The sequence below is a fragment of the Streptomonospora nanhaiensis genome (assembly GCF_026642255.1).
Lineage (GTDB): Bacteria > Actinomycetota > Actinomycetes > Streptosporangiales > Streptosporangiaceae > Nocardiopsis > Nocardiopsis tropica.
In genome coordinates, this window is record NZ_CP113264.1 from 5,085,434 (window position 1) to 5,110,027 (window position 24,594).

The window sequence follows — 24,594 nt, forward strand, 5'->3', positions numbered from 1 at the left end:
CCATCCCTCGCCGGAGCCGGCGTGCGTGCTGCGCGGGGAACCTGTCTAACCCACGGGAGCCGGATCCGCAGACAACACGTCACGACTCTCGCGCAGTTTTCTTCCTCTGGAAAAGCACCCTTGCACACCGAAAGGTCGGCGCGCACAGGTACCGTGAGAAGGCGCCATCCGAATCGATACATGTACCGATCGGTGGACGATGTTGCGCGCCACCCTCGGACACACAACAGGGGAGCCATGGAAAAAAGGTTCAGAAGTCTGGACATCTGCGCCGGAGCCGGTGGCCAGGCTCTCGGCCTGGAACAAGCAGGCTTCGATCCGACGCTCCTTCTCGACACCGATCCTCACGCATGCGCCTCCCTGTTTCTGAACCGACCACAATGGGATGTCGTCGAGACAGACCTACGAGATTTCGTGGGACACGAATATCCCCAGGTCCTGAACGTCGATCTGCTGGCAGGTGGTCTTCCACGCATTCCCTACTCGGTGGCAGGGCAACAGCGCCAGGCCACGAGTGAGCGTGACGACCTGCTCAAGGCAACCGTCTGGCTGGCGACGGAGGTCCAACCCCGGGCCATCATGCTGGAGAACGTCCCCCACCTGGTGAAGTCGCCCAAGTTCGCCGAGCTCCGTGACTCCGTCGAGGAGGAGCTGAAGCACTGCGGCTACGTGTGCGTGTGGCACGTTCTCGACGCACAGGACTTCGGAGTTCCCCAACGTCGCGAACACGGCGTTCTCGTGGCCATGAGACCTGAGGACATGGACCACTTCTCCTGGCCCTCGTCCACGGGCAAGGCAGCCACCGTGGGGGAGGTCCTGGGCTCGTCGATGGCGAGCCGTGGGTGGCAGGAGGCACATGATTGGAGCCTTCTGGCGAACGAGGTGGCACCGACGATCGTGGGCGGGTCCAAGGAGAGGGGCGGCGCCGATCTGGGTCCCACGCGCACGAAGAAGATCTGGGCCCGCCTGGGTGTCAACGGCGCGAGCATCGGTGACGACGTTCCGGGGCCGGACTTCGTGATGAGACAGGGTGAGGGAACACACGGGCACCGAGGACTGCCCAAACTGACGGTGGAGCAGGTGGCTCTCCTCCAGGGATTTCCGTCCGACTGGCAGTTCGCCGGCCGTAAGACCGCCCGGTACCGTCAGGTCGGGCAGGCGTTCCCACCTCCCCTCGGAGCGGCGCTGGGAAAGTCGATCCGAGCAGCGCTCGACCACTGAACCCAGGAGGGGAGCGGGGGTCGAGATCCCTCACACCCTTCCGAACACGCCTGCTCGTCCGAAGATCGCTAAGGTATCCGTATGACCCCTGCCCTGCCCGAGAAGATAACGATCGTCGACCTGTTCGCGGGCTGTGGTGGCCTCACTCAGGGGTTCCGCGAGTTCGTTCCTGCCGGCCGTACGGAATCACCGTTCCGTACCCTGGGAGCGGTGGAGATCGACGAGGCCGCGGCGACCACCTACGCGGCCAACTTCGCCTCGGAGGCAGGCGGGAGCGAGCACGTCTTCAACACCGGTATCGAGGACTGGAATCCCGGGGACCTCCGAGACGATGTCGACGTGATCCTGGGCGGGCCTCCGTGCCAAGGATTCTCCGCCCTGGGGAAACAGGACCCCGATGATCCACGCAACCAGCTCTGGCGTGAATACATCAGGGTGGTCGGCAAACTTCAACCCAAGGTCTTCGTGATCGAGAACGTCGACCGTTTCCTCAAGTCCCCCGAGTACGCCGAGCTGGAATCCGCGGTCGCCGAAAAAGGGGCGCTCGAAAACTATGTTCTCGAACGCAAGCACCTTGTGGCAGCGGACTACGGCGTTCCCCAGGCTCGCAAACGAACCATTGTCCTGGCGACACGCCGAGATGTCATGGACCTGCATCCACAGAAGTCCCCCCTGCAACACCCTGAACCCACCCATGCAAAAAACCCCGAACCGGACCTGTGGGAGAGCATCAAACCATGGGAAACGGTGCAGAACATCTTCGGAACTCCACACGCACCGAAGAGTTTGGTGAAACCCGAGGGCACAGAACTACCACCCGGGCGCATCAACCTCCTCGGAAAAGACATGCCAGGCCCGTTCCGTACCGACCAGTTGCACATAGGGCGCAAACCGATCAAACTTTCCCTCGACAGGTACGAGAAGATACCCCCGGGGGGAAATCGCCACGACATTCCGCCGCACCTGTCGACCGAGAGCTGGCTCAACCACCGCAGCGGCACGGGGGACGTCATGGGTCGACTGCACCTCGACCGCCCCTCGGTCACCATTCGCACCGAGTTCTACAAACCGGAGAAGGGACGCTACCTCCATCCGTGGGCACACCGACCGATCACCCACTACGAGGCAGCTCTCTTCCAGGGATTCCCCGAGGACTTCTTGTGGTGCGGTAGCAAGACACAGATCGCTCGCCAGATCGGCAACGCGGTCCCTGTCGGGCTTGCTCGTGCCATCGCCCAACAGGTGCACGCCTATCTGATGATCACCCGCTCTTCGTGACAGCGGGAACCTCGGTACAGATCCTCCGGAAGACACCTTCGAGCCGATTCACGGAGTCGAGCGGAGCCCGCCCGTCGTCCGGTCCGTCGGGCAGGGAGTCGAAGAGGATGAGTGAGTCCTCTCTTCCACCGACCCAGAACCGATAGGCGTCCGTGTCCGGCTCCGCGTCCGGAGCGAGCGTCTCGAGCGAGAGCGTGCTCGCCACAGCGTTCACCGCCTTGGCCAGGGCATTGGCCTCGCGGCCGGCACCCGCCGTTCCGTCCTTCACCAGCCGCAGGAGAGCCTGGGCCGTGGGTCGGTGCAACACGATGGACATACGCAGGGCCGTGTTGAGAACATCTTGGTTTCCGCAGGCGACCACGACGGGATCGTAGTCATAGCCGTCCCGGAAGAGTTCCGCAGCCCACCACAGCCGTGCGAAGGCCTGGGTGTGGAACGGTCCGATAAAACGGCTCCTGCTCACCATGGGCACAGGTTTTTTCTGTGTGGCCTTCCCGAGGTGACGCCAGAAAACATGGTCGGGTGCGACCCGCAACGCGAGATGGTTCCACAGGCCGCTGTCAGCCGCCTCGGCCCGTGTGAACCGCAGCACGGAATGGAGCCGAGGCGCCAACCAGGCATCGGCCTCCGTCGGAGCGTCATCGAAACGCTTGCGAGCTTCATCGATCAATTCACGTATCGGGTCGATGGAGCGTGGTTCCATACTGGGGTGAATACGTACCGACCTGTCCAAGCCCTTGGCCGGAATCGGTACGCGCCCCTGGAGCACGGCTTCTGTCAGATGCCTCGTCGCGGCTTCGTTGGACAACGACATCAGATTTTCGGGAGGCGAAATCACTGTTCTTCTTCCTGGGCCTTCCTGCGAAACGCACGAAGGAAGTTGCCCAGATGACGTGTGCGCCGGGCCTGCACCGCGGCGGCGTGCGCCACGCGCGCGTGGAGGTCCCCCCCAGCCCCGTCCTCTCGGGCAACGATCTCCGCCAGCGCATCGGTGAGCGAGTAATCGGGAAGGACATCGGGGAGCATCTTCCTCAGCGTGCTCTCCTGCCACCCTCCCGGCCATTCGGGGCGTCCCTGATCATCCTTGGGAAGCCCTCTGATCACGGAGGTGAACAGCACGGTCCACACCTCTTGAGCGATCTGCGAGGCCAGAGCGTTCTGCGCCGGTCGGTCCACGGCCCTGTCGCTCCTCAAGATCGCTTCGATTCCCTCGAAGCGCTTGTTGAGGTACAAGGTCGGTTCCTCCCCGACAGCTTCCACGAACCACGGATCACTGCGGAAGAGATCGAGGTGAACAGCTCCTTCCCCACCGAAGTCCACCCACTCCGTGCGAATACCATCCTTCTTGGTGGGTGTGGTCGCCAGGAGATCGATGGTCCATGATGCCTCGCTCCTGCCGATGAGACGACTGTCGATCTCATCGACCGTTGCGCTCACCTGGGCGATCAATTCGGCCTTGTTCACGTGACGTTCTCTGTGCAGGGTCACCTCACCCAGCCAGACACCGGGCTCGTCCTGCTCGAGCGGGACATGTGCGCGAACGTTGGTGCGGCGTTCGGACACGATCGCTGCACAAGCCACGTTCGTCCAAGGTCCGTCCGCGAGCTCGCGCTTCGGCAGACGCACCCTCACCGTGAGAGTGGCTGTCCCCCAGCGCTCCCGTTCCACTTCGTGAAGTGCGACGGTCCGCTGTGCCGCGGAGATCATGGAGAACTCGATCGGCACGTCGTCGAGTCTGGCGCGGAGAACCTCCAGGCCGACCTCACCCGCCAGAACCGCGTAAGGAAACAGTCGTTTCACGGTGCGCTCTCTCCCCTCACCAGATCCACTTCGGCGATGGCCAGGTTGGCCGCCACAGGGTGGCTGGCCACGTCCGACACCCCCCGGAAGGCAGCGGTGCGCGCGCCCGGTGTGAACCGCAACCTGCCTTCGACGACCTCGCAGCCGGACTCTGGCTCGAGTTCGGCCCAGCCGGCGGGGAGCCCACCACCCGAGAGGGTTCCGAAACGTAGGGCGGGCCGCATGATCCATGGATCCACACCTTCGGGGAGCCGCACAACGGCCCGGATCTGCCATGCACCGTCGGGTCTCACCTCCCCGGTGAGACTCTTGACGGTGGGGTGCTTCGGCGCCGGGTTGGGTTGGGGCGGGTCCAGGTCCAGCAGTCCCCGCAGCGCCTCCGGGACCTCGTCGGGAGGGCCTTCCGAAGGACGCGCCGCCGCACGCGCCATGGTGATCATCGCCTGGCGGAACTCACGAAGACGTGTGGCCGCGCCACGGGCATAGGTGGCCGTCAGGTCGTCCGTCTGTTTCCAGTCGTTGTGGTCGGGAGGTTCGGCCGTACGGAGGAAAGCCTCCGCCGCGGCGTTCTCCTCCGATTCACCCACCGCGAGACCGGCAAGAAGAACGGCCTGGAACGGTGGGGTCCCCACGACTTCACCCACGGCCCTGTCCATGACGATCATGCGGGTGCCTCGCATGCACACCAGGCGGTTGGGGCGCTCTTCCTCTCCGTCCGCCATGGGGGTGACCAGCAGTACGGCCTCGTGCTCGAACGCCTCCCTGCGGCCCTTGAGGGGTGGCACCGTGAGCGGGACGGTCTTCTGGAGTACGGCTTCCGCATCGGTGATCCTCTCCACCGTCTCGCCGTTCAGGAAGGCTCGGACCGCTCGTGACCTGGAAGGCTGGTGACGGTGCGGGTCGACCCTCTCCTCGGGTCGCACAGTTGTCGTGTTGCGAAGGGATTCCACGGTCGCCTCCAGCATGGGTGCCGAGTCGCGTCCGGCGATCATGGAGGCCCAGAAGTTGTCGGCGACACCACGCACCAGGTTCTCGTGCATCGTCTCGAGGTCTCCGCCCTCCGTGGCCGCGTCGTAGGCGCCCACCACCAGGAAGGAGGTGCCTGGTTCGTCGCTACCTCGGGAGAGGTACAGCTCCTCGACCGTGCGTTCGTCCGCCCACCAGGAACGCGACGTTCCGTCACGTTCTCGGTCCGGCACACCGAGCCATGCGGGCCCCGCGTACTGCTGATCTCCGAGTTCGTGCCAGGGCAGATCCAGACGCCCGATCAGACGACGCTCCCGTTGCCCCTCGTACGTTTCGGAGAGGGTGCTGTGCATCATCACCAGCCCGAACCGACTGGACGCCCACAAGGTGGCCTTGCCCAGTCCGAAGGAACCACCGGCCGTCGTGCTCTTGTGACTGTCGAGCTGCCGGCGAACCACCGCCGCGAAGCGCCCGTCGCCGTACTCCGGTCCGGTCAGCCCGGAGGCGTTGTAGTCGTCGATCCTCAGGAGAACCAGACTGTCCTTCTCCGCAAGGTCCTGAAGGCCGTTGCGCAGGATCCTCCCCGTCTTACGAAGGGGATCGGCGGCGGCGTGAAGGTGATCCCTCAGGTCGTCCCAGTGGAGAGCCTTCAGGAAGCGGTGCAGCCTCTCCCCCGTGAGCTCGTGCAGAACGTAGCGGACCCGGACCGGACGCTCGGGGTCGAACCTCTCGTCCAGACTGTTCTGGGTGGCCTCACGAGCGAGGACGGCAAGGTCCGAGTCGAAGGCGTAGGCTGCCGCGTTACCCAGCTCCCTGCCTCCGTCCCTGTGGGCGGGACGGTGGTACCACCCGAGGGAGTCGGCCGAGTCGGAGAGCTCCGCACGCGTCACGGAAGCTCCCGACGACAACCCCAGGAACCGCTCGATCAGCTCGATCTTCTCCAGGCGCGGTTCGGCCCGTCCCGTGATCCATGCCGAAACCGCGGCGCGGGTGACATCCAGCTCCTTGGCCAGTTCCGCCTGGCTGACGCCTCTCCGACGCAGCTGGCGTCCCAGCCACACACCGAAGGGTTCTCCTTCGTCCACCGTCATCTGCGCTCCGTCCTCGAGGTCTCCGGAAGCCTCACCCCAAGCATCCTTTGACGTGCCACCAACTGTCAAATCAAGCTTGACATGCCCCAGGGGAGACTCTTCTATGGAGAGACGACCCCAAGAGTCCCAAAAAGGACATATTGCACTGCTGTACCACCCGACACCGATCGGCGCCGCCCCGAACCACCTTCGGACTTGCCACACCCTCGAGCCCGTGCCATACTCCCGATTACTTCAACGTCGGCGAAGTCGAAAAATCGCGCTTCAATCCAGGGGTGAACTGTACCCTTTTCCCGTGGACGCCGAAATCGGAGAACCACCCGACCATCCCCCAGAAGTGAAGCACCAACGACCTGATCGCCCCTCGACAGAGTGAGCACTCTTCTTTCTTCGCCCCTCCCCCCTGCCATCTTCATGCGCACATCGGTCGACCCCCGCCTCGCCCTGAAGTCGTGCATTCGAAAAAGAAAAGCACACACATGAGAACGCCAGAGAGCAACTCCGTTCTACAACTGGTCATGGAACAGTCTCGGCGAGTTCTGGAGACCTACCGTATCGACCGGGGTCTCATCCAGGAGCACGCCAACAGCGAACGCCGCATCACCCAGGGTGGTTATGGTGATCGACAGATCTACGAATTGGTGCAGAACGGAGCCGACGAACTCCTTGCCCAGCCCGGCGGCAGGGTCTCCGTCATCCTGACCGAGGGGCACCTTTACTGTGCCAATCAGGGCAGCCCCATGGCTCCGGAAGGCGCCGACACCATTCTCCGCATGGGGGTGTCCCGCAAGCGGGGTGGGCAGATCGGTCGCTTCGGCGTCGGCGTCAAGTCCGTTCTGAGTGTCACCGACACTCCTCAGTTCTTCAGCCGGGAGCAGGGCAGGAGCTTCGGTTTCTCCCGCGAGTGGGCCGAACAGGAGATCCGGTCGGTGTGGGCCGACATCGAGGAGATTCCTGTTCTCCGTATGGCCCGCCCCCTCGAGCCGGGGCAGGAGATGCAGGACGATCCGGTCCTGGCCGAGCTCCTGGATTGGGCCACCACCGTGGTCCGTCTTCCCTTGAAACCCGGAAAGGCCACGCGCCTGGGCAAGGATCTCGACGCGTTTCCCGTGGAGTTCCCCCTGTTCTCTCCACATGTGGGATCCGTCGTGCTCGAAGATCGGCGTGGCACCGCTCCACGTATACGCCACATCTCCCAGCAGATCGACGGCGACACCCGAGTTCTGCAGATCCGTAGCGGCGTGGGGAACTCCACAACGGAAACGGTCGACAGGTGGCGGGTCTTCACCAGGAGACACCGCCCCTCCCCCCATGCGATCGGTGAGGCCGGGGAACTGCACGACCGCCCTGAGATCGATGTCTCCTGGGCCGTCCCGGAAAGAAAGGGACGAGGACAGCTCGGGCAGTTCTGGGCCTTCTTCCCCACGAACTTCACCACCACGCTGCGTGGCATCCTCAACGCCCCTTGGAAGACAAGCGAGGATCGTCAGAATCTGTACGACGGGAACGAGTTCAACCGTGAGCTGATTCGTGTCTCCGCCAGGCTGGTGGTGGAGTCGTTGGAAAAGCTGTCGCATTCCGACGACCCGTGCACATACCTGGACTTCGTGCCGGCACGTGGTCGTGAAGAGCCCCAGTTCGCCGCCACGGACCTCGTGGATGCGATCTGGAAACATGCCGCGGTGAGCCCCACCCTGCCGGACCAGGACGGTCGCTTCGGCCTTCCGGAGGCCGTGCGGCTCCATCCCGCGCGCCTGCAGAAGAAGTGGCTCGACCTGTGGGCACAGTACCCCGGCCGTCCGACGGACTGGTGCCACCATTCGGTGGAGAACACCGCTCATCGCAGGCAGAGTGCCGAAAGAATTCTGGCCTCCGCCAAGCTCGAGACCGCCTCGATCGTGGATTGGCTCGAAGCGCTCGTCGCGGACCACGCCCCCGAGTCGTCACGGACAGCCATCCGTATCGTGGCGGACATTCGACGTCACCACTCCCCCTTCGCGGAGGAGGGGCACACCTCTCTCGCGGAGGAGGCACTCAAGGCCAGGATCGTCCTGACCGAGGATCACCAATTGGTCGCCCCCTCCCCCAATGTCTTCCGTCGCAGCAGCGACTCGGACAACCTGACCGATCGGATGACCTACGTCGACGAACGAGTCATCACGGACGGTGAAGTACAACGCGCCCTCGACGAGCTCGGGATCCACGAAGCGGACGCAGCCGGCAGATTCGCCTCCGTCCTGACGAAGGGCTTTTCGGACTACGACGACGCCAGGTGGACCGCCCTGTGGGAACTGTCCCGAAAAGCCGGACCGGCCGACACCCTCGCGGCGATCCGTTCCGCGGAGATCGACACCTACCGACAGTTCAGGGTTCGTACGGTGGCCGGCCGCTTCCGACCGATCCGGAACTGCCTCCTCCCCGGCCCCGTGGTTCCTCGTGACGGTTCCCGAGATGCCCACGTGGCGGTCGACCTGGACTTCCACGGACCTGATCGTGTGATCCTCGGTGACCTGGGACTGCTCGACGGCCCCGTCGAGAAGGTGAGGCCCCAGAGCGGTGAGGGGTGGTACGACGCCTACGTGAAGACCATCTGGGAGCGCTACTGCCGCAGTCTTCCCTCGTCGGAGCGAAGGCCCAAGTTGGATTCCATGCACTTCGAGGGCGCGCCTCCTGCGGGCCCCCTGCACTTCCTGACCGAGCTCTCCGAGGAGGGAAGCGCCTCCTTCCTGCAGGCCCTCCCCCGCCTGGGACTGGTCACCAGCTGGACACTTCGGGTGGGCCGGAGCAGCTCCACCGTGAAAGCGGTCGTCTCCCCACTGAGGTGGATGGCACACAGACACGGCCACCTCCGAACCTCCCGTGGACTACGCGCCCTGTCGGACTCCGTGGGCCCGCAGCTCCGGGTGCACCATGACGTGCTTCCGGTCTCCGAGGTCCCCTCGGCCGTGGCAGAGGCGCTGAAGTTGCCCGACACCCTGGAAGCCATCGGTACCCGCTTCTGGAAAAAACTCGTCGAGGAAGCGGCACTGAGCGAGGACGACGTCTTTCCCGGAAAGGTGTACGCCCTGCTGGTCGAAGCAGGAGCCGACTGGCCCGAGGGGCTGCCCACACGTTGCCGGGTGGGCGCCGGGTGGAGCAGCGAGTACGAGGACGCGGACATCGCCGTCACGTCCGACCGTGCCGAGTACGAGTCCCTGATCCGTGAGTCGCTCCCAGCCCTACTGGTACCGGACGCGGAGACCGCCGAGGTGATGCGCCGGGACTGGGGAATGGCCTCCCCCGACGACGTCATCCAGAAAGAGATACGTCATGTCGCCCAGTCCGAACCGAACCTGATCCTCGAGGAGTTTCCTCACCTGAGGCTGTCCCATCGTGCCCAGGTGGACGGTTGGTCGATCGTGCGTTGCGGCGAACTGCAACAGATCGTGCGCACACCCAAGGGGATGAACACCACCGAACTCGAATCGGCGGTGCTCGATCGTTCCGTCCTGGTCCTGGACCCCGATGACGATCTGTCAGTGCTCAACGCGATCGATGTCGAACTCGGCCTCGGCCTCGGGCCGAATCGATGCCGTCAGATCCTCGATCAGCGGGAGAAAAAGAAGAAGAACGAACGACTGGAACGCGCCCGCAAGGCTCCGAACGTCGCCGACAAACTGCTGGAACTGGCTGATGTGGAGGCCATCAAGGCAGGACTGCCCCAAGGTCTGCTCGAATCGGAGAACATCGAACAGAACGGGGAAGCCGCCCACCGGGAGATCGCCCAGCTGGCGGTGGACTCCTACGGAGTCTCGGTGATGCGGCACTACCGCAAGGACATCGAGGCCAACGTTCCCGACGTCGCCTGTGGTTTCAATGGGGACAACAGGTCCCTACAGGTGGTCAACCAGCTCGGACTACCCCAGAACTACGCCGGCACGAAGGAACCACGTCTGCCCGCCACAGAGACCGTCGATGGCCCTCGCGAGTTCCCTCGTCTGCACGACTACCAGGAAAAACTGGCAGCCAAGATGTTCGACCGGCTCACCAGGTACAAGGCGGGCAAGGCGATGCTGTGTCTGCCCACGGGCGCCGGCAAGACCCGTGTCGCAGCGGAAGCCGTCATCCGGGTCATCAAGGCACAAGGGCTGGGTGGCCGCCCCGTGCTGTGGATCGCTCAGACCAGCGAGCTGTGCGAGCAGGCCGTGCAGAGCTGGCAGTTCGTGTGGTCGAAGGTTGGCCCGGACAGTCCTCTGACGATCAGTCGCCTGCGTGAATCGAACGAGGCCGCTCCCGTGTCGGAGAACCCCCACCTGGTGGTCGCCACGGACGCAAAGTTGGAGAAGTGTCTGCACACGGCGGAGTACGCCTGGCTGCGTGATGCCGCCCTGGTGCTGATCGACGAGGCACACACCTCCATCACCCCTCGCTACACCGAACTGTTGAAGCTGTTGGGCATCACCCATCGCTCCTCGGAACGACCGTTGATCGGCCTGACCGCGACACCGTTCCGCGGATTCAACGAGGAGGAGACGCAGCGACTCGTTCAACGTTATGGCGGAATACGCCTGGACGAGGGGATCTTCGACGGTGACCCCTACACCGAGCTGCAGAACCTGGGCGTGTTGGCACATGTGGAGCACCGTGAGCTCACCGGTGTCACGATCGAGCTGAGCGAGACGGAACTGGAGGATCTGGAGAAGAGCTCCTTCCTGCGGCGACTTCCGATCTCCGCGGAGAAGCGGATCGCCGACGACCACAGCCGAAACACCATGCTGATCGAGGAGATCCGCGATCTCCCGGACGACGAGCCCGTGCTGTTGTTCGCAACGTCGGTCAACCACGCAAAACTCCTGGCTGCAAGGCTCAACAAACACGGCATCCGGGCGGAGGCCGTCGACTCGACCACCCCCCTGTCCGAACGGCGCCGCATCATCGAGGACTACCGCAACCGCAAGATCCGGGTCCTGACCAACTACGGCGTCCTGGCCCAGGGGTTCGACGCGCCCGCCACGAAGACCGTGATCGTGGCTCGACCTACCTACAGCCCGAACGTCTACCAACAGATGATCGGCCGTGGTCTTCGCGGAAAGCTCAACGGCGGCAAGGAGATCTGTCGCATCCTCGACGTCCACGACAACGTGACCAACTACGACAAGAAGCTGGCCTTCACCGAGTTCGAACACCTGTGGGGACGGAAGTGAACGCATCCGACCCTCTCGACGAACTGACGGACGAACAGCGCGCGGTGGTGGAACAGCCGGCCGATGCCCAGGTACTCGTCACCGCGGGCCCGGGTGCGGGAAAGACCCACACCCTGATCCGGCGGCTCGACTTCCTCGTCTCCGAGGAGGAGGTGGGCCCCGGGGAAATCCTGGTTCTCACCTTCTCCCGGGCCGCGGTCCGTGAACTACGGGCCCGCACGATCACGCACGGAGGCTCCGCCCGTCACGTCCGCGCGCAGACCTTCGACTCCTGGGCACTCGATCTGCTCATGAAGGTCGACGCCGGCGGCGGTTGGGAGGAACGCTCCTTCGACGCACGTATCGAGGGAGCGCGCCGGGCGATCGAGGACGGTCTCGCCGAGGAGGAACTCGGAGGGGACCTGGTCCACGTCGTGATCGACGAGGTTCAGGATCTGGTGGGGCCACGTCGGGAGATGGTCGAGGTCCTGCTGGACGAGTTCGACCCCGGTTTCACCGTGGTCGGTGATCCCGCCCAGTCGATCTACGGGTTCACGGTTCCCGACGTCGAACAACGTGCTCAGGAGACAGGACGCTTCTTCACCTGGGTACGCCGTACTTTCGGCGAGGACCTGATCGAGCTGCGCCTCACCTCCAATTTCCGGGCGTGCACGGCAGAATCGGGGCTGGCCCTGCCACACGGTCCGGAGCTGCGGCGCGACGCCGAATCCGGTCGTGTCGCCGGACCGGGGATCCACGAGGAGCTCCGTGGTTCCCTACGCACCACCTTGAGCCTGGACATGGACGAGTTCGGCTTTCTCAGCCTGGGATCCCATGAAGGCACCACCGCGGTTCTGTGCCGTACCAACGGCCAGGCACTCCTGTTGTCCGGCTCCCTCTGGCAGGGAGGGGTGCACCATCGACTGCAACGCTCGGCCCGTGACCGTGGCGCCCCGGCGTGGTTGGCCTTCCTCTTCCGGAAGGTCGACGGTTCGATCCTGACCAGGAGCCGGTTCGAGGAAGTCGTGAGCGCGTACGGTCTTCCCGTCGACGAGGTCGAACCGCTGTGGCTCGGCCTACGACGTTCTGCCAGGGACGGAGCTCGCAACGTCGACATGGGACGTCTGAGAACGGCCATGGCACTCGGAAGGTTGGCCGACGAGTTGACGGCGCAGCCTCCCGCCTCCCTCGTGGTTTCCTCCTTCCACCGTGCCAAGGGGCTGGAGTTCGACCGGGTGGTCGTGGTCGATCCGGGAAGTCTGCCGGTCGGGGAGCAGAAGTCCGAGAAGGGGGGCAGGAAGAAACGTGAGCGCCACGTCGACGTGGCGGAGGAGGCACGGCTCCTCTACGTGGCGATGACGCGGCCCCGCCAAGAGCTGTTGCACATGGATCCCCCCGAGCAGTACTTCGTCCGCTCGGCACCAGGGCTCGACCGGTGGGGACGGTACTCGTTCCGCCGATGGGCACGGTTGGGCCTGGAACTGCACGCCGGGGACGTCTGCACCGAATTCCCCGCCGGGACCCACGGATTCACCGAGGATCCTCAGAAGGTGCAGGAGTACCTGGCCACCGGTGTCCGACAGGGGGACGAGGTGAGGTTGGAACGGCTGCTGCCCGACTCCGACGAACCCGGTAGGAGCCCTCACTACGTGGTGGTGCACCAGGAACGCCCCATCGGCATGCTGTCCGACCGTCTCCGGAGCGATCTGTACCACTTCATGAAGCTCGGCCCCAGCTACGAGCCACGCAACTGGCCATGTCTGCTGTCCGGCGTGCGCATCGATTCCGTCGAGGCTTCCGCAGGCAGTGAGGCGGCCGGTCTCCGAGCCGGCCTGGGCTCCCGCGGAGTGTGGCTCACCCCTCGTCTCACGGGACTGAGCACTTTCGAGTACGACCCCAAGCCCGAGGAGGAGAACCACGATGACAGCACATGATGAGCACTACGTGTTCCGGTCCGAGCTGGTCGAACAACTACAGAGGGACCTGTTGGGACCGGTCGGCGGAGACCAGGAGGTGCTCTCCGACGCCCCGCTCACCACCTACCTGACCGGCGTGCTCTTCCCCAGGCGTGCGAAGCGGGAAGAGGTCCCGGAGAACATCTCCGAGCAGGACGTCGACCTGGCGGGGGCTCGCACGGGTGTCGACGAGGTGCTCGATGTCGGCGTGGCGGCCGCGAACATGCAGAATCCCTCGTCGATGGGTCTCACCTTCGCCGTCGACCCGGAACGGGCCTCCTCCGTCGTCGTCAAGGTTACGGCTGCCGTGTACGAAGCGCGTGACCCGGATGGGCACCCCGTGGAGGCCGAGCGTGCCGAACGCCGCTCGACAGCCGAGCAGAAGCTGCGTTGGCACCGCATCCCCGTGCCCGAGAAGGGCGTGAACGTCGACGTGACCCGTCCGGAACTGTGGACGGAGGAGATCGTCCCGGGGCTGAGCCTTCGTGTACAGGTGCGCCCCGCCCGTTCCACGCAAGGGGCGCCCAGATCGGTCGCCGTCACCGCTGCTCTGCTCAACACGCACACGATCGGCGCCTACGACCTCCAGGACGTCCACTGCTTCTTCCAACCGGCCCTCTCCGTGCATGGTGGGGACGTCTCCGCACCCGCTCTGGTCGAACGCCCGGTGCCTGTGGGTACGGACGAGGAGGAGATCCACGTCAACAAGCTGCTCCATCGACACACTCCCCATTTCGCCGTCGGACACGGTTGTGCCACCGTCTGGGACTGGACCCCACCACCGCCGCGTGACGAGCGCCTGCTGCGCGGCGTCCCCATGGCGGTGGAGAGCGTGCGCACCGCCTTCGTCCCTTCCTACGAGGTGCTGTTGACCGACTCCAACCCGGAGATCGATGCCTCGGAACTGGACATGGACCGTCTGAGCTCGGCCGACACCGACGTCGTGGGAGCTCTGCGCCGCCTGGTGAAGGGGTACCGGGGTTGGATCGCCGAACGTGCGGAGGAGGCCCGCCTGCTCCAGGCCACCGAGTACGGTCGAGCAGCCCAGGCACAGGTCGATCTCTGTTCGGAGGCCTGCGACCGGATGTCCGCCGGTATCGAACTGTTGCGCAGGGACCCGGAGGTCGAAGCGGCATTCCGTCGTGCCAATCGGGCCATGGCCCTACAGCGAGGCAGAACCAACTGGATCAGGTCCGGCGGGCACGGGGCACCCGTCCTCGACGGCCGCTGGCGTCCCTTCCAGATCGCCTTCCTGCTCCTGTGTCTGAACGGCATCGTCGATCCCGATCACGACGACCGCAAGGTCGCCGATCTGCTGTGGTTCCCCACCGGCGGTGGCAAGACCGAGGCCTACCTCGGTCTCATCGCCTTCACGGTGTTCCTGCGCCGGAGCCGCCTGGGTGAGATGGGTGGAGGTGTCACCGCCCTCATGCGTTACACACTGCGTCTACTCACCCTCCAGCAGTTCGAACGTGCCGCCACCCTGATCTGCTCGATGGAGACCATGCGCCGCCTGTCCCCTCGGGAACTGGGTGGAGAAACGATCTCCCTCGGTATGTGGGTGGGCAAGGCCGCCACCCCCAACACCATCAAGGACGCGGCGGCGAGCCTGAAGCAGCTGCGGGAAGGGAAGACGCTCCAGGAGGAGGATCCCGTCCAGTTGCGCGCCTGTCCCTGGTGCGGCACCCCTATGGACGCCCACCACTACGAGGCGGACGCGAGCACCGCACACATGCGGATCTTCTGCCCTTCCCAGGAGTGCGACTTCCATGACGCGCTCCCCGTCCACGTGGTCGACGAGGTGATCTACGCACACCGACCGACCCTGGTCATCGCAACGGTCGACAAGTTCGCCCAGATCGCCTGGCGCCCCCAGGTGTCCGCCCTGTTCAACCGGGACGTCGATGACGGGACACCGCCACCGGAGTTGATCGTCCAGGACGAACTGCACCTGATTTCGGGCCCCCTCGGAAGCCTGACCGGTCTGTACGAGACCGCGGTCGACGTCGCTGCGGACCAGGCCAAGGTCATCGCCTCCACGGCGACGATCCGTCGTGCCCGGGACCAGGCCCGAGGACTGTTCAACCGTGACGTACGCCAGTTCCCGCCGGCCGGACTCGACTCCCGTGACTCGTGGTTCGCCGTGGAGACCCCCGCCAAGGACAAGGCGTCCCGTCTGTACGTCGGACTGCTCACCCCATCCACCAGTCAGGCGACACTGCTGGTCCGGTCCTACGCGGCATTGCTGCACCACGCCTTCACCATCAAGAGCACCGACAAGGTCCGGGACGCCTACTGGACCCTGGTCGGGTACTTCAACAGTTTGCGGCTGCTGGCGGCGGCGGAACTGCAGGTACACGACGATGTACAGGACCGGCTCAAGCTCCTGGCCGAACGCCATGATCAGGAAACACGCCCTGCGGAATTCCTGTCGGAGCTCACCAGTCGGGTCACGTCCAGCGAAATTCCTCAGAGGCTCCAGGATCTGAACCGTGCCTTCCCCGAGGAGGGCGCCTTCGACACCGTCCTCGCCACCAACATGATCTCCGTGGGCGTGGACATCGACCGTCTGGGGCTCATGACGATCATGGGGCAGCCCCAGACGACGGCCGAGTACATCCAGTCGAGCAGCCGTGTCGGACGACGCCATCCCGGTCTCGTGGTGACGCTGTTCAACGGTGCACGTTCGCGGGACCGGTCTCACTACGAGAGCTTCACCTCGTACCACTCGGCTCTCTACCGCCAGGTCGAGTCGACCAGCGTGACACCGTTCTCCGCCAGGGCTCGTGACCGGGCTCTCCATGCCGTGCTCGTGGGTATGGCCCGTCTGTTGTACCCCGAGGCCAGGGCCAACGACGCTGCGGCCCGTGTGGGGGACTTCGAGGAGCGCCTGGAGCAGATCAGGGAACTCGTGCTGCTGCGTGTCAAGGATGTCGCTTCGGAGGAAGTCGCCGCGACGGCGGAGGACATCGACCACTTCTTCGAGGAGTGGCGTCTTCTCGCCAAGGGGAACGGAGGCCTCGTCTACGAGGCTCCGTACACGTTCGAGCGCAGCAAGGAGCGCGCTCCCGACACCGCCCTGTTGTGCTCGTACTCCGACGAGGACCTGGACGACGCGTTCCCGACCTTGTGGAGCATGCGCGACGTCGACGTCGAATCCGATCTCTACCTGGAGCGTTGAACATGGCCATGAAAGAACGGCGACAGCGCCGTCCCCGGAGGCGGGAGAACACGGCAGAGGCTTCGAGAACCCCTCTGGGCGGAGTACGTCGTACCCAGATGATCACCACCTACGGCGTGGGTGCACTGGTCGCGATCGACGAGAAGTCCTACGTGGTGAGCGGGATCGACTCGTGGAAGGTGGACGACTCCACGGCGATCTTCGAGCCACGCCTCCAGCACTGGTTGGGGGTCCAGGGGTTTCGTCTTCCTCCGGCCTCGAATCCACCGGTCGGCGACGGGGTACGAGTTCGTCTCTTCCCCGAGATGTACTCCTGTCCCAAGTGCCATGAACTCAAGAGGTTCCGTGAGTTCGGCTCACCCCGCGGGAAAAGCCTCTGCGGTGCGTGCGAGGAATCCCTTTCCCCCTCCCGATTCGTCGTCGCGTGCGAGAACGGACACCTGGACGACTTCCCCTACTTCGCCTGGGTCCACAAGAGAACCTCTCCGGTGAGTTCGGAGACGGGGGTCCGACACGAGTTGTCCCTGCACAGCACCGGGCGGACCGCTTCGCTGCGTTCTGTCGTGGTGCGCTGCTCCTGCGGGAAGAAGGCTTCCCTGGAAGGTGCCTTCGGAGGCGGGGCCATGCAGGCCCTGGGTATCTCGTGCTCGGGAAGGCGACCTTGGTTGGGAGCCGAAGGTGTGGAGGTCGGTTGCACGTCCGCACCTCGCACCCTGCAGCGTGGTTCGTCCGCGGCCTGGTTCCCCCTCAACCGGTCCGCCCTGTCCATCCCTCCGTGGTCTGCCACCCTGCAGAAACGGGTCCACGACCACTACGGCGTGTTGGAACCTCTGATCGCGGGAAAGGTCGACGACGCCCTTCTCGACAAGGTCATCGAGGGAACCGGGCTCCTGCAGGGATCGCTCTTCACCCGCCAGGAGATCGTGAACGCCGTCCGTCAACGGATGGAGCTGGCGAACACGGAACCCGAGTCCGAGGCGTACGGCGGTTTCGAACCGGCCGAACGACTCAGGAGGGAAGAGTACGAACAGCTGATGTTCGGCACCGCCGAGTTGGAGAGGGACCAGGACTTCGAGTGTGTGAAGCCCGAGGGTGACCGTGCCGCGCTTCCCTTCGGGATCGAACGCAGCATGCAGGTCAAGCGGCTCCGTGAGGTGCGCGCCCTGCAAGCGTTCACCCGTGTTCAGGCGCCCGACGTGATGAGCCCGGGCACGCAACCTGCCGCTCTCGCCCTGGAGGCACAGGACTGGCTTCCCGCTGTCGAGGTGAGTGGGGAAGGTGTTTTCCTGACCCTGGACAACGACCTTCTGCACAGCTGGGAGCGCCGCCCCGGCACGGTGCAACGGATGGATCGGATCCGTCGGGAACACACCCGTGTACTGCGTTCCCTGGCTCGAAAATCGTCTTCGGGCAGGAAGGACGAGGCCGTCGATTCACCGATCACCCCCAGGTACGTGCTCCTGCACACCCTGGCCCACATCCTGATCAACGAATGGAGCCTGGGGGCCGGATATCCCGCTGCTTCCCTGCGGGAACGGCTGTATGTGTCCGACGACATGGCGGGCATGCTGATCTACACCGCCACCAGCGACTCCGCCGGGAGCCTCGGGGGCGTGGTTGCCCAGGGCGAGTACAAGCAACTGCGTGCCACGCTCGAATCGGCTCTGAACCGGGCTGCTTGGTGCTCCCAGGATCCTCCCTGCATGGAGTCGGAGGCGAGCGGGGTCAACGGGCTGAATCTGGCCGCCTGCTACGCCTGCGTACTTCTGCCCGAAACGAGCTGCGAGACCAACAACTCCTTCCTGGACCGCGGCGTACTCTTGGGCACCCCGGAGGACTCGTCGGTCGGCTTCTTCAACCGGGACAACTGAGGAGAGCCGGGGGCGCCGGGCGGTGCCCCCGGCATTTCACCGGCCTGGCCGGTGACCGGGCCGCCTCCAGTGGTCGACGACGGAGGTGAGGTCCCCCTGGGACACCAGGGATGTACGTAGCCGTGTCGGTCTCTTCGCTCCTCTCGGCAGAAACAGGGCGTCGCCGGATCCGCGAAGTCGCGTGGTGCGCCCGTCGTCGACAGTCACCTCGCCCCCCTCTACGGAGGTCGTCCTGAAAGTGAGACGGGAGGGGATGTAGGCATGGACACGTTCGGTGAGTGCACCGGTGTGCACCTCACGGGTGGCCAGGACCAGGTGGATACCCACCGCACGCGCCAATCGAGCAAGGCTTCCGATGGAGTGTTCGGTCTCCTCGCGACACCGGTCGGTGAGCACGGTCACCTCATCGACGAAGACCACGATCGAAGGGTGTGGGGTTCTCGTCCCGAGGCTCCGTGCCGGAGGTGGCGTCCGTCCCTCACGTACCGCCACGTTGTAGCCGTGAACCGTGCGATGTCCGTGAGAGGCGAGGTCGTCGTAACGACGTTCCATCTCCTCCTCCACCCATCGCAACGCCACCACCGCCCTCGCCGGGTCGTCGGTGACGGGGAACAACAGGTGCGGCACGTCGTCGAAGACGGAGAGCCGGCCGCCCGGTGAGTCGACCAGCACCAGGCGAACCTCCTCGGGGGTGGCACGCACGAGCAGGGAGGTCACCGCAGCACGGATCGCCATGGACTTACCCGTTCCACGAGCACCGGTGATCAGCAGATGGGGGGTCTCCTCCAGGTTCACCAGCACGGGTCCCGCAGCGCCTCGTCCCAGGCCGTACAACAGGGACGAGTTCTCCTGTGGCGCGGGTGCCGAGCGAAGCAGGTCTCCCAGACCGATGACCTCCGGGTCCGCGTTGATGATTTCCAACCCCACCGCGGTTCCCCCGGGAAGAGCCGATGTCGATCGCACGAAGGCGAGGAACTCCACGTCGACACCACCCAGTTCCACGGAGATCTGTTCGACCAGTCGTCCGACACAAGACGCACTTTCCGGGGAGGGCAGACGGATCTCGTATCTGCTGACCACGGGACCTCGAACACACCCTGCCACGTGAGCGTCCACATTGCTCCTGGCCAACACGCTCTGGACCGTGGACATGACATGACTGTTGTGAGGCGTGTGTTTCTTGGCCGGCGAACCGGAAGCGAGGAGACGGGGCGAAGGCGGGGTGAAGGGCTCGGACGCCGGCGGGACAGCAGGCTTCGGGCCGGTAGGCATCGCGGTCCGGGAGTCGTGATGAACGGCATCACTCCCCCGGTCGTGTCCCCGAACTATCCTCTTCAGCCGGTCGCGGACCTCCTCCGCGTTCGCAGGTCGCTCCTCGGGCCGTTTGCCGAGCAGGTCCGTGACGAGGGCCTCCAGCCCCGCCGGCACACTCCGACGGCACTCCGCGAAAGACGCGGGAAGCGCACGACGATGTAGATCCATCAGTTTGTGAGGCGTTCCCCGGAAAGGCGGGAAACCGGTGACGAGTTCGTAGAGGACGCACCCCAGCGAGTACAGGTCGGATCGTATGCCCACCACGCCGTCGAACTGCTCCGGAGCCATGTAGACCGCCGTGCCGATCCCGGCGGTACCCTGCTCCCCACGGTTGTCCTCGAGGACCCGAGCCACTCCGAAGTCGCAGATCTTCACCTGTCCCCGAGGGGTGAGCATGATGTTGGAAGGTTTGACATCGCGATGCGCCACGTTCCCACCGTGTGCGGCGATCAGGGCCTCGGCCACCTGCAATCCGATGTCCAACACCTGTTCGACCGGCAGACCGTCAGGATGACGGTCGAGAAGACGTTTCAGGTCCTCTCCGTCGACCTTCTCCATGACGACGTAGAGGAACCCGTGACTCTCCCCTGTGTCATGGACAACCGTGATGCCCGGATCCTGAAAGGCCGCGGCGATCTCGGCCTCGCGCCGAAAACGGTCCATCCGCGAGGGGTCGGAGTGGCGTAGGGGCAAAAGCTTGACAGCGACCGCTCGACGGAGCTTGAGGTCGAGACCGCCCCAGACCTCTCCCATGCCTCCACTGCCCAGGTGCTTCTCGAGGCGATAGCGGCCGTCGAGCTCGGTCCCCCCGTACAACAGCCAGCCTTTCGCAAGACACTACGCCGTTCCCCTCGCAGAAGGATTCTGACGTAGACCGGTCCTCTTCAAAAATTCGCGTCTGCGACCGCCGGGGGAGAGGAGGGACAGCATCCCACTCACCGGGGGCCACGAACCGGCGATTCCGGTTTCCGGACTCTCCCGGTTCTTCCACGTGCAAGACGGCGTTCTCTCAGCACACGTTCGACCTCGGAAGCAGCTGCTTCCATGTCTTCGTGCTCCCAGAAACGGAGCACCGCCCAACCAGCCTCTCGCAGCCTGGTATCGGTGTCGCGGTCACGAGCCACGTTCCCGCTCAGTTTGTGCTCCCACCATGCTCCGTTGTTGACCGGAGCCGTTCCGTGGACAGGGCAGCGATGCCAGAAACACCCGTCGACGAACACGACGACCTTGGCCCCGACGAAGGTTACGTCCGCTCTTCTGCGTGGCATGCCTTCCAGCGGTCGATTCACCCGATAGCGCGAACCCCTGCGATACAGTGCACGCCGTAGTTCCATCTCGGGTGCTGTGTCCTTGCGTTTCTGTCGAGACATACGCGCCGAGGTGGCAGCATGCACGCCTGCGGGCCGGCACGGTACCGTTTCGACCGACGTCTCGTCCATCAGTGCCTTCCCTCACCGGTTTTCTCACGGGTATCTCGACCTCGCGCGTCATCGAACCCACCCGACCCGGCGTGCGAGGTCCTGCGCCACAACCGCTGTTCGGCCGCTCCGGGTTCGGGTGGGGCCGGGACGTGTCGCGTGGCACTCCCCGAGCTCTCATACGAAGTCAGGGGCTTCCGAGTGTGAACATATCGGATACCGGATCGCGTTCGGGAAAGGAGCGTGCCCCACCGAGGTCCGACACCTTCCCGAGGAATTCCGGCAAGGAGTGGCAGGGCCGTCGCGCCCGGGATCACCGGTGAGATGCGAACGCCGGTCAGGCACTCAGGTCATCGGTGAGCGCCGACGGGTCCGGTCCGGAGCACTGGACACCATGCTCCTCGCGCCGGAGCCGGTGTGCGTGCTGCGCGGAGAACCTGTCCAGCCCACGGGAGCCGGATCCGCCACGGGGGCACGGAGCTCGGCGACGACCTGCCGTGCGACGGCGCGGCCGGCGCGGTTGGCCCCGATCGTGCTCGCCTGGGGACCGAAACCCGCGAGGAACAGGCGGGGGTTGCGCACCGAGCGGCCCTGTTCGACGCGGACGCCGCCGCCGGGCTCGCGCAGGCGCAGCGGTGCCAGGTGGGTGAGCTCGGCCCGGAACCCGGTGGCCCAGATGATGGCGTCCACGGGGGCGAACGTCCCGTCGGCCCAGCGGACCCCGTCCGGTTCGACCGAGGAGAACATCGGCCGGGCCACGAGGAGCCCCCGCTCGGCCGCGGCCAGGTTCTCCGGGGTGGCGGGGAGGCCGGTTCCGCTGACGATGCTCGGGAGCGGCCGCCCGGCCCTGGCAGCCTCGTCGGCCATCCGCACGGCCGTGACGCCCGCGTCCGGGTCGTCGGTGAACTCGACGGGTCGGCGGGTGGCCCACACCGTGGCCGCCGCCACGCCCTCCAGCTCGCGCAGGAACCCGACCGCGGAGGTGCCCCCGCCCACGACGAGGACACGCTTCCCCCGGAAGTCCTCGGCGGAGCGGTAGCCGGGTGTGGTGATCTGCGTGCCCCGGAACTCCGCGGCACCCGCGAAGTAGGGCCGGAAGGGGCGTGCCCACGTCCCGCCGGCGTTCACGAGGACCCGGGCGCCGATGTCGCCCCGGTCGGTCGTGAGGAGGAACCCTCCGCGGCCGTCCTCGTGGACCCCGGTGACCTCGACGGGTCTGCGCACGTCCAGCGCGAACGCCTGCTCGTAGCGCTCGTAGTAGTCGGCCACGACCTCCCTGGCCGCCCTCGTCCGGTCCGCGGTGGCGAAGCTCAGACCGAGCTCCCCCATGCCGGGCAGGTCGTCGACCTTGTGCGCCGTGTCCAGCCGCAGCGACTCCCACCGGAACTGCCAGGCCCCGCCCGCACCAGGCCCACGGTCAAGGACCACCAGGTCCGAGCCCGGGGTGAGCCCGAGGCGCCTCAGGTGCCAGGCCACCGACAGACCGGCCTGTCCCGCGCCCACGACGACCACGTCGGCCGCATCCGGCAGCTCCGGCCCGGGTCCGCCCGTGCGGCCGTGCTTCGCTCCGGGGGCGCCCGGCCCGCCACGACCCTTCCCGTCCGCCATGTCCGTCCCTTCCGTCGTCCGCTGTCAGGGGGCAACAACGGCGGCGGGGGGTTCATGCCGGATCCCCGGCGCCCGCTCCGGGACGGACACCGGGCGTTACGTGGAACGGCCCGGCGGCGAGCCGACGGAGCGGGAACGGGGGCGGCGGCGCGAGTGGTCCCGCGCCGCCGCCCCCGTACGGAAGGGGGCTTCAGTCCTTCCACTCCTGGATCATCGTGTCCGAGGCGTGCACGCACATGAGGCGCAGCCGCCCGGTGCCGGTGTTGGTGAACCCGTGCCACACGTGGGGCTGGACGACGGCGGTGTCACCCGTCCTGGCGACGATCCGCTCCTCCCCCACCATGATGGTCGCCTCCCCCTCCAGGACCGTCCACGTCTCGGTGTACGGGTGGCGGTGCAGGCCGGGGCCCTGGCCGGGGTCGTTGTCCACGAGGAAGAAGGAGATTCCGGAGCCGTGGAGGTAGCCCTCGAACCGCAGGGTACGGGAGTCGCCGACCAGCAGTTCCTCAGCGGGCACGACGGCCGGCGCGGTCACATCGCTCATGGTCCTCACACCTCGAACTCGACGACCGGCCGCGCCTCGACGGGGCCGGCGGTGGCTGAATCGTGGTGGTACAGCAGCGCGAACTGCACGGTTCCTCCCGGGGGCTTGTCCTGATGCCTCCACTCTGGCGCGTCGGCCCCGAGCGCCTCTACTCTTTCGATATGGGTCGAAACCTGGTCCGGTTCCGGATCGGCGCCACGGACATCTCCTCCATCCGTTTCGGCATCTCCCCCGGCCACGAGCTGTGCCACGCGGTCCGCGTGCTCCAGAACCCGCCGGACCACCCCCTCCAGTGGGGCTGGCTCCGCTCGGTGCGCTCGGCCATGCCCCGGGGGGCCTTCGGGGTGCTGCGGACGGTGATCGGCCCGGAGGGCTACTTCCCCGACTTCCTCACCTCGACGCCGACGTGGGACATGGCCCCGGCCGACGAGGTCGAACGCCTGCGCCGGGTGCCGGCCGAGTCCGTCCGGGCGGACCTCACCAAGGTGCTCGCCCGGTCGGAGGGACTGCGCCACCGGGTCATCGCCGACATGTTCGCCCACCCGGAGCGGACCCGGGCCCAGGTGGCGGACGCCTGGGAGGAGGTCTGGGAGGCCGCGCCGGCCCCGCACTGGCCCCAGATCCGACGGCTCATCAGCGCCGACATCGACCTGCGCGTGCGCCGCGTGGGCGTGGACGGTGTGGCCGCGATGGTCGGCTCGCTCCACGGCTCCGTCGCGTGGCACCGCGACGCCATCGAGATCGAGATGCGCAAGCACAACGAGGAGGTCGACTGCGAGGGCAGCGGGGTGGTGCTCGTGCCCTCCGTCATGAGCACGCCCCGCTGCTCCGTGCTCACCGAGCCGCCCGCGCAGCCGACGCTGTTCTACCCCGTGCCCGGGCTCTCCGCGTCGTGGACGCAGGAGCGCTCGGCGGTCGAGGAGTCCCTGGTGGAACTGCTCGGTTCGGGCCGAGCCCGTGCCCTGCTGTCCCTGGACGGCCCCCGGTCGACGTCGGAGGTCGCCGACGCGTGTGCGACGGCCGTGTCCACGGCGTCGCACCACCTGACGATCCTGAGAAAGGCCCAGCTGGTCCACAGCCGGCGCGACGGGACGCGGATGCTGCACGCCCGCACCCCGCTGGGCGAGGCCCTCCTGGGAGCAGGCGTCTGACCCGCCCGGGGCGCGCCGTACCGATCCGCCCTCC

General features: G+C 65.9%; 14 protein-coding genes. 7 read left to right on the top strand and 7 right to left on the bottom strand.

Features of this window, described 5'->3' with window-relative positions; genetic code table 11:
* The first annotated feature begins 237 nt into the window (after positions 1-237).
* Complete coding sequence (locus tag OUQ99_RS22025; RefSeq protein WP_267945697.1) at positions 238-1,221, top strand: DNA cytosine methyltransferase; 984 nt, start codon at positions 238-240, stop codon at positions 1,219-1,221.
* An 81-nt stretch (positions 1,222-1,302) separates the two neighbouring features.
* Complete coding sequence (locus OUQ99_RS22030; protein WP_267945698.1) at positions 1,303-2,499, top strand: DNA cytosine methyltransferase; 1,197 nt, start codon at positions 1,303-1,305, stop codon at positions 2,497-2,499.
* Here OUQ99_RS22030 and OUQ99_RS22035 read toward each other — a convergent pair.
* Genes OUQ99_RS22035 through OUQ99_RS22045 form a run of 3 tightly spaced genes read right to left on the bottom strand, consistent with a single transcriptional unit; the run spans position 2,483 to position 6,356 of the window.
* On the bottom strand, positions 2,483-3,307 hold the full coding sequence (locus OUQ99_RS22035; protein ID WP_267945699.1) for a DUF6339 family protein: 825 nt from the start codon (positions 3,305-3,307) through the stop codon (positions 2,483-2,485). The two genes, OUQ99_RS22030 and OUQ99_RS22035, sit on opposite strands and share 17 nt — an antisense overlap.
* 26 nt (positions 3,308-3,333) lie before the next feature.
* Entirely contained in the window at positions 3,334-4,299 is a 966-nt protein-coding gene (locus OUQ99_RS22040; protein ID WP_267945700.1) for a hypothetical protein, read from the bottom strand.
* The gene (locus OUQ99_RS22045) at positions 4,296-6,356 is read right to left on the bottom strand and encodes a helix-turn-helix domain-containing protein (RefSeq protein ID WP_267945701.1); all 2,061 of its coding nucleotides are present in this window, start codon (positions 6,354-6,356) and stop codon (positions 4,296-4,298) included. Before OUQ99_RS22045 ends, OUQ99_RS22040 begins: the two co-directional genes overlap by 4 nt.
* 479 nt (positions 6,357-6,835) lie before the next feature.
* On the opposite strand from OUQ99_RS22045, the gene OUQ99_RS22050 reads away from it, so the two are divergent.
* From OUQ99_RS22050 to drmB, 4 genes are read left to right on the top strand one after another with little or no spacing between them, the layout of a single operon-like run.
* Positions 6,836-11,539, top strand: coding sequence for a DEAD/DEAH box helicase (locus OUQ99_RS22050; RefSeq protein WP_267945702.1), 4,704 nt, complete (start codon positions 6,836-6,838; stop codon positions 11,537-11,539).
* On the top strand, positions 11,536-13,452 hold the full coding sequence (locus OUQ99_RS22055; protein WP_267945703.1) for a UvrD-helicase domain-containing protein: 1,917 nt from the start codon (positions 11,536-11,538) through the stop codon (positions 13,450-13,452). Before OUQ99_RS22050 ends, OUQ99_RS22055 begins: the two co-directional genes overlap by 4 nt.
* Positions 13,439-16,654 carry a helicase-related protein gene (locus tag OUQ99_RS22060; protein WP_267945704.1) on the top strand — a complete coding sequence of 1,072 codons (3,216 nt, stop codon included), beginning with the start codon at positions 13,439-13,441 and terminating at the stop codon, positions 16,652-16,654. Before OUQ99_RS22055 ends, OUQ99_RS22060 begins: the two co-directional genes overlap by 14 nt.
* An 8-nt stretch (positions 16,655-16,662) precedes the next feature.
* Positions 16,663-18,525, top strand: coding sequence for a DUF1998 domain-containing protein (drmB, locus tag OUQ99_RS22065; protein ID WP_267950443.1), 1,863 nt, complete (start codon positions 16,663-16,665; stop codon positions 18,523-18,525).
* 36 nt (positions 18,526-18,561) lie between these two features.
* On the opposite strand, the gene OUQ99_RS22070 is transcribed toward drmB, so the two are convergent.
* The 4 genes from OUQ99_RS22070 to OUQ99_RS22085 all read right to left on the bottom strand — a co-directional run bounded on the left by OUQ99_RS22070 (position 18,562) and on the right by OUQ99_RS22085 (position 23,409).
* Complete coding sequence (locus OUQ99_RS22070; RefSeq protein WP_267945705.1) at positions 18,562-20,655, bottom strand: serine/threonine protein kinase; 2,094 nt, start codon at positions 20,653-20,655, stop codon at positions 18,562-18,564.
* Between the two features lie 119 nt (positions 20,656-20,774).
* Positions 20,775-21,278, bottom strand: coding sequence for a very short patch repair endonuclease (locus OUQ99_RS22075; protein WP_267945706.1), 504 nt, complete (start codon positions 21,276-21,278; stop codon positions 20,775-20,777).
* A gap of 324 nt (positions 21,279-21,602) precedes the next feature.
* Positions 21,603-22,865 (bottom strand): NAD(P)-binding domain-containing protein, encoded by a 1,263-nt coding sequence (locus tag OUQ99_RS22080; protein ID WP_267945707.1) that lies wholly within the window; start codon positions 22,863-22,865, stop codon positions 21,603-21,605.
* A gap of 190 nt (positions 22,866-23,055) precedes the next feature.
* Positions 23,056-23,409, bottom strand: a complete 354-nt coding sequence (locus tag OUQ99_RS22085) for a cupin domain-containing protein (protein ID WP_267945708.1) — start codon at positions 23,407-23,409, stop codon at positions 23,056-23,058.
* Between the two features lie 161 nt (positions 23,410-23,570).
* Here OUQ99_RS22085 and OUQ99_RS22090 point away from each other — a divergent pair, with 161 nt between their 5' ends.
* Positions 23,571-24,560, top strand: a complete 990-nt coding sequence (locus tag OUQ99_RS22090; protein WP_267945709.1) for an ArsR/SmtB family transcription factor — start codon at positions 23,571-23,573, stop codon at positions 24,558-24,560.
* Positions 24,561-24,594: the final 34 nt, after the last annotated feature.

Bases quoted from the DNA above. Each gene is read 5' to 3' on its own strand.
- drmB (WP_267950443.1), top strand. From the start codon at position 16,663: ATGAAAGAACGGCGACAGCGCCGTCCCCGGAGGCGGGAGAACACGGCA.
- OUQ99_RS22025 (WP_267945697.1), top strand. From the start codon at position 238: ATGGAAAAAAGGTTCAGAAGTCTGGACATCTGCGCCGGAGCCGGTGGC.
- OUQ99_RS22080 (WP_267945707.1), bottom strand. From the start codon at position 22,865: ATGGCGGACGGGAAGGGTCGTGGCGGGCCGGGCGCCCCCGGAGCGAAG.
- OUQ99_RS22030 (WP_267945698.1), top strand. From the start codon at position 1,303: ATGACCCCTGCCCTGCCCGAGAAGATAACGATCGTCGACCTGTTCGCG.
- OUQ99_RS22085 (WP_267945708.1), bottom strand. From the start codon at position 23,409: ATGAGCGATGTGACCGCGCCGGCCGTCGTGCCCGCTGAGGAACTGCTG.
- OUQ99_RS22045 (WP_267945701.1), bottom strand. From the start codon at position 6,356: ATGACGGTGGACGAAGGAGAACCCTTCGGTGTGTGGCTGGGACGCCAG.
- OUQ99_RS22060 (WP_267945704.1), top strand. From the start codon at position 13,439: ATGACAGCACATGATGAGCACTACGTGTTCCGGTCCGAGCTGGTCGAA.
- OUQ99_RS22075 (WP_267945706.1), bottom strand. From the start codon at position 21,278: ATGGACGAGACGTCGGTCGAAACGGTACCGTGCCGGCCCGCAGGCGTG.
- OUQ99_RS22050 (WP_267945702.1), top strand. From the start codon at position 6,836: ATGAGAACGCCAGAGAGCAACTCCGTTCTACAACTGGTCATGGAACAG.
- OUQ99_RS22090 (WP_267945709.1), top strand. From the start codon at position 23,571: ATGGGTCGAAACCTGGTCCGGTTCCGGATCGGCGCCACGGACATCTCC.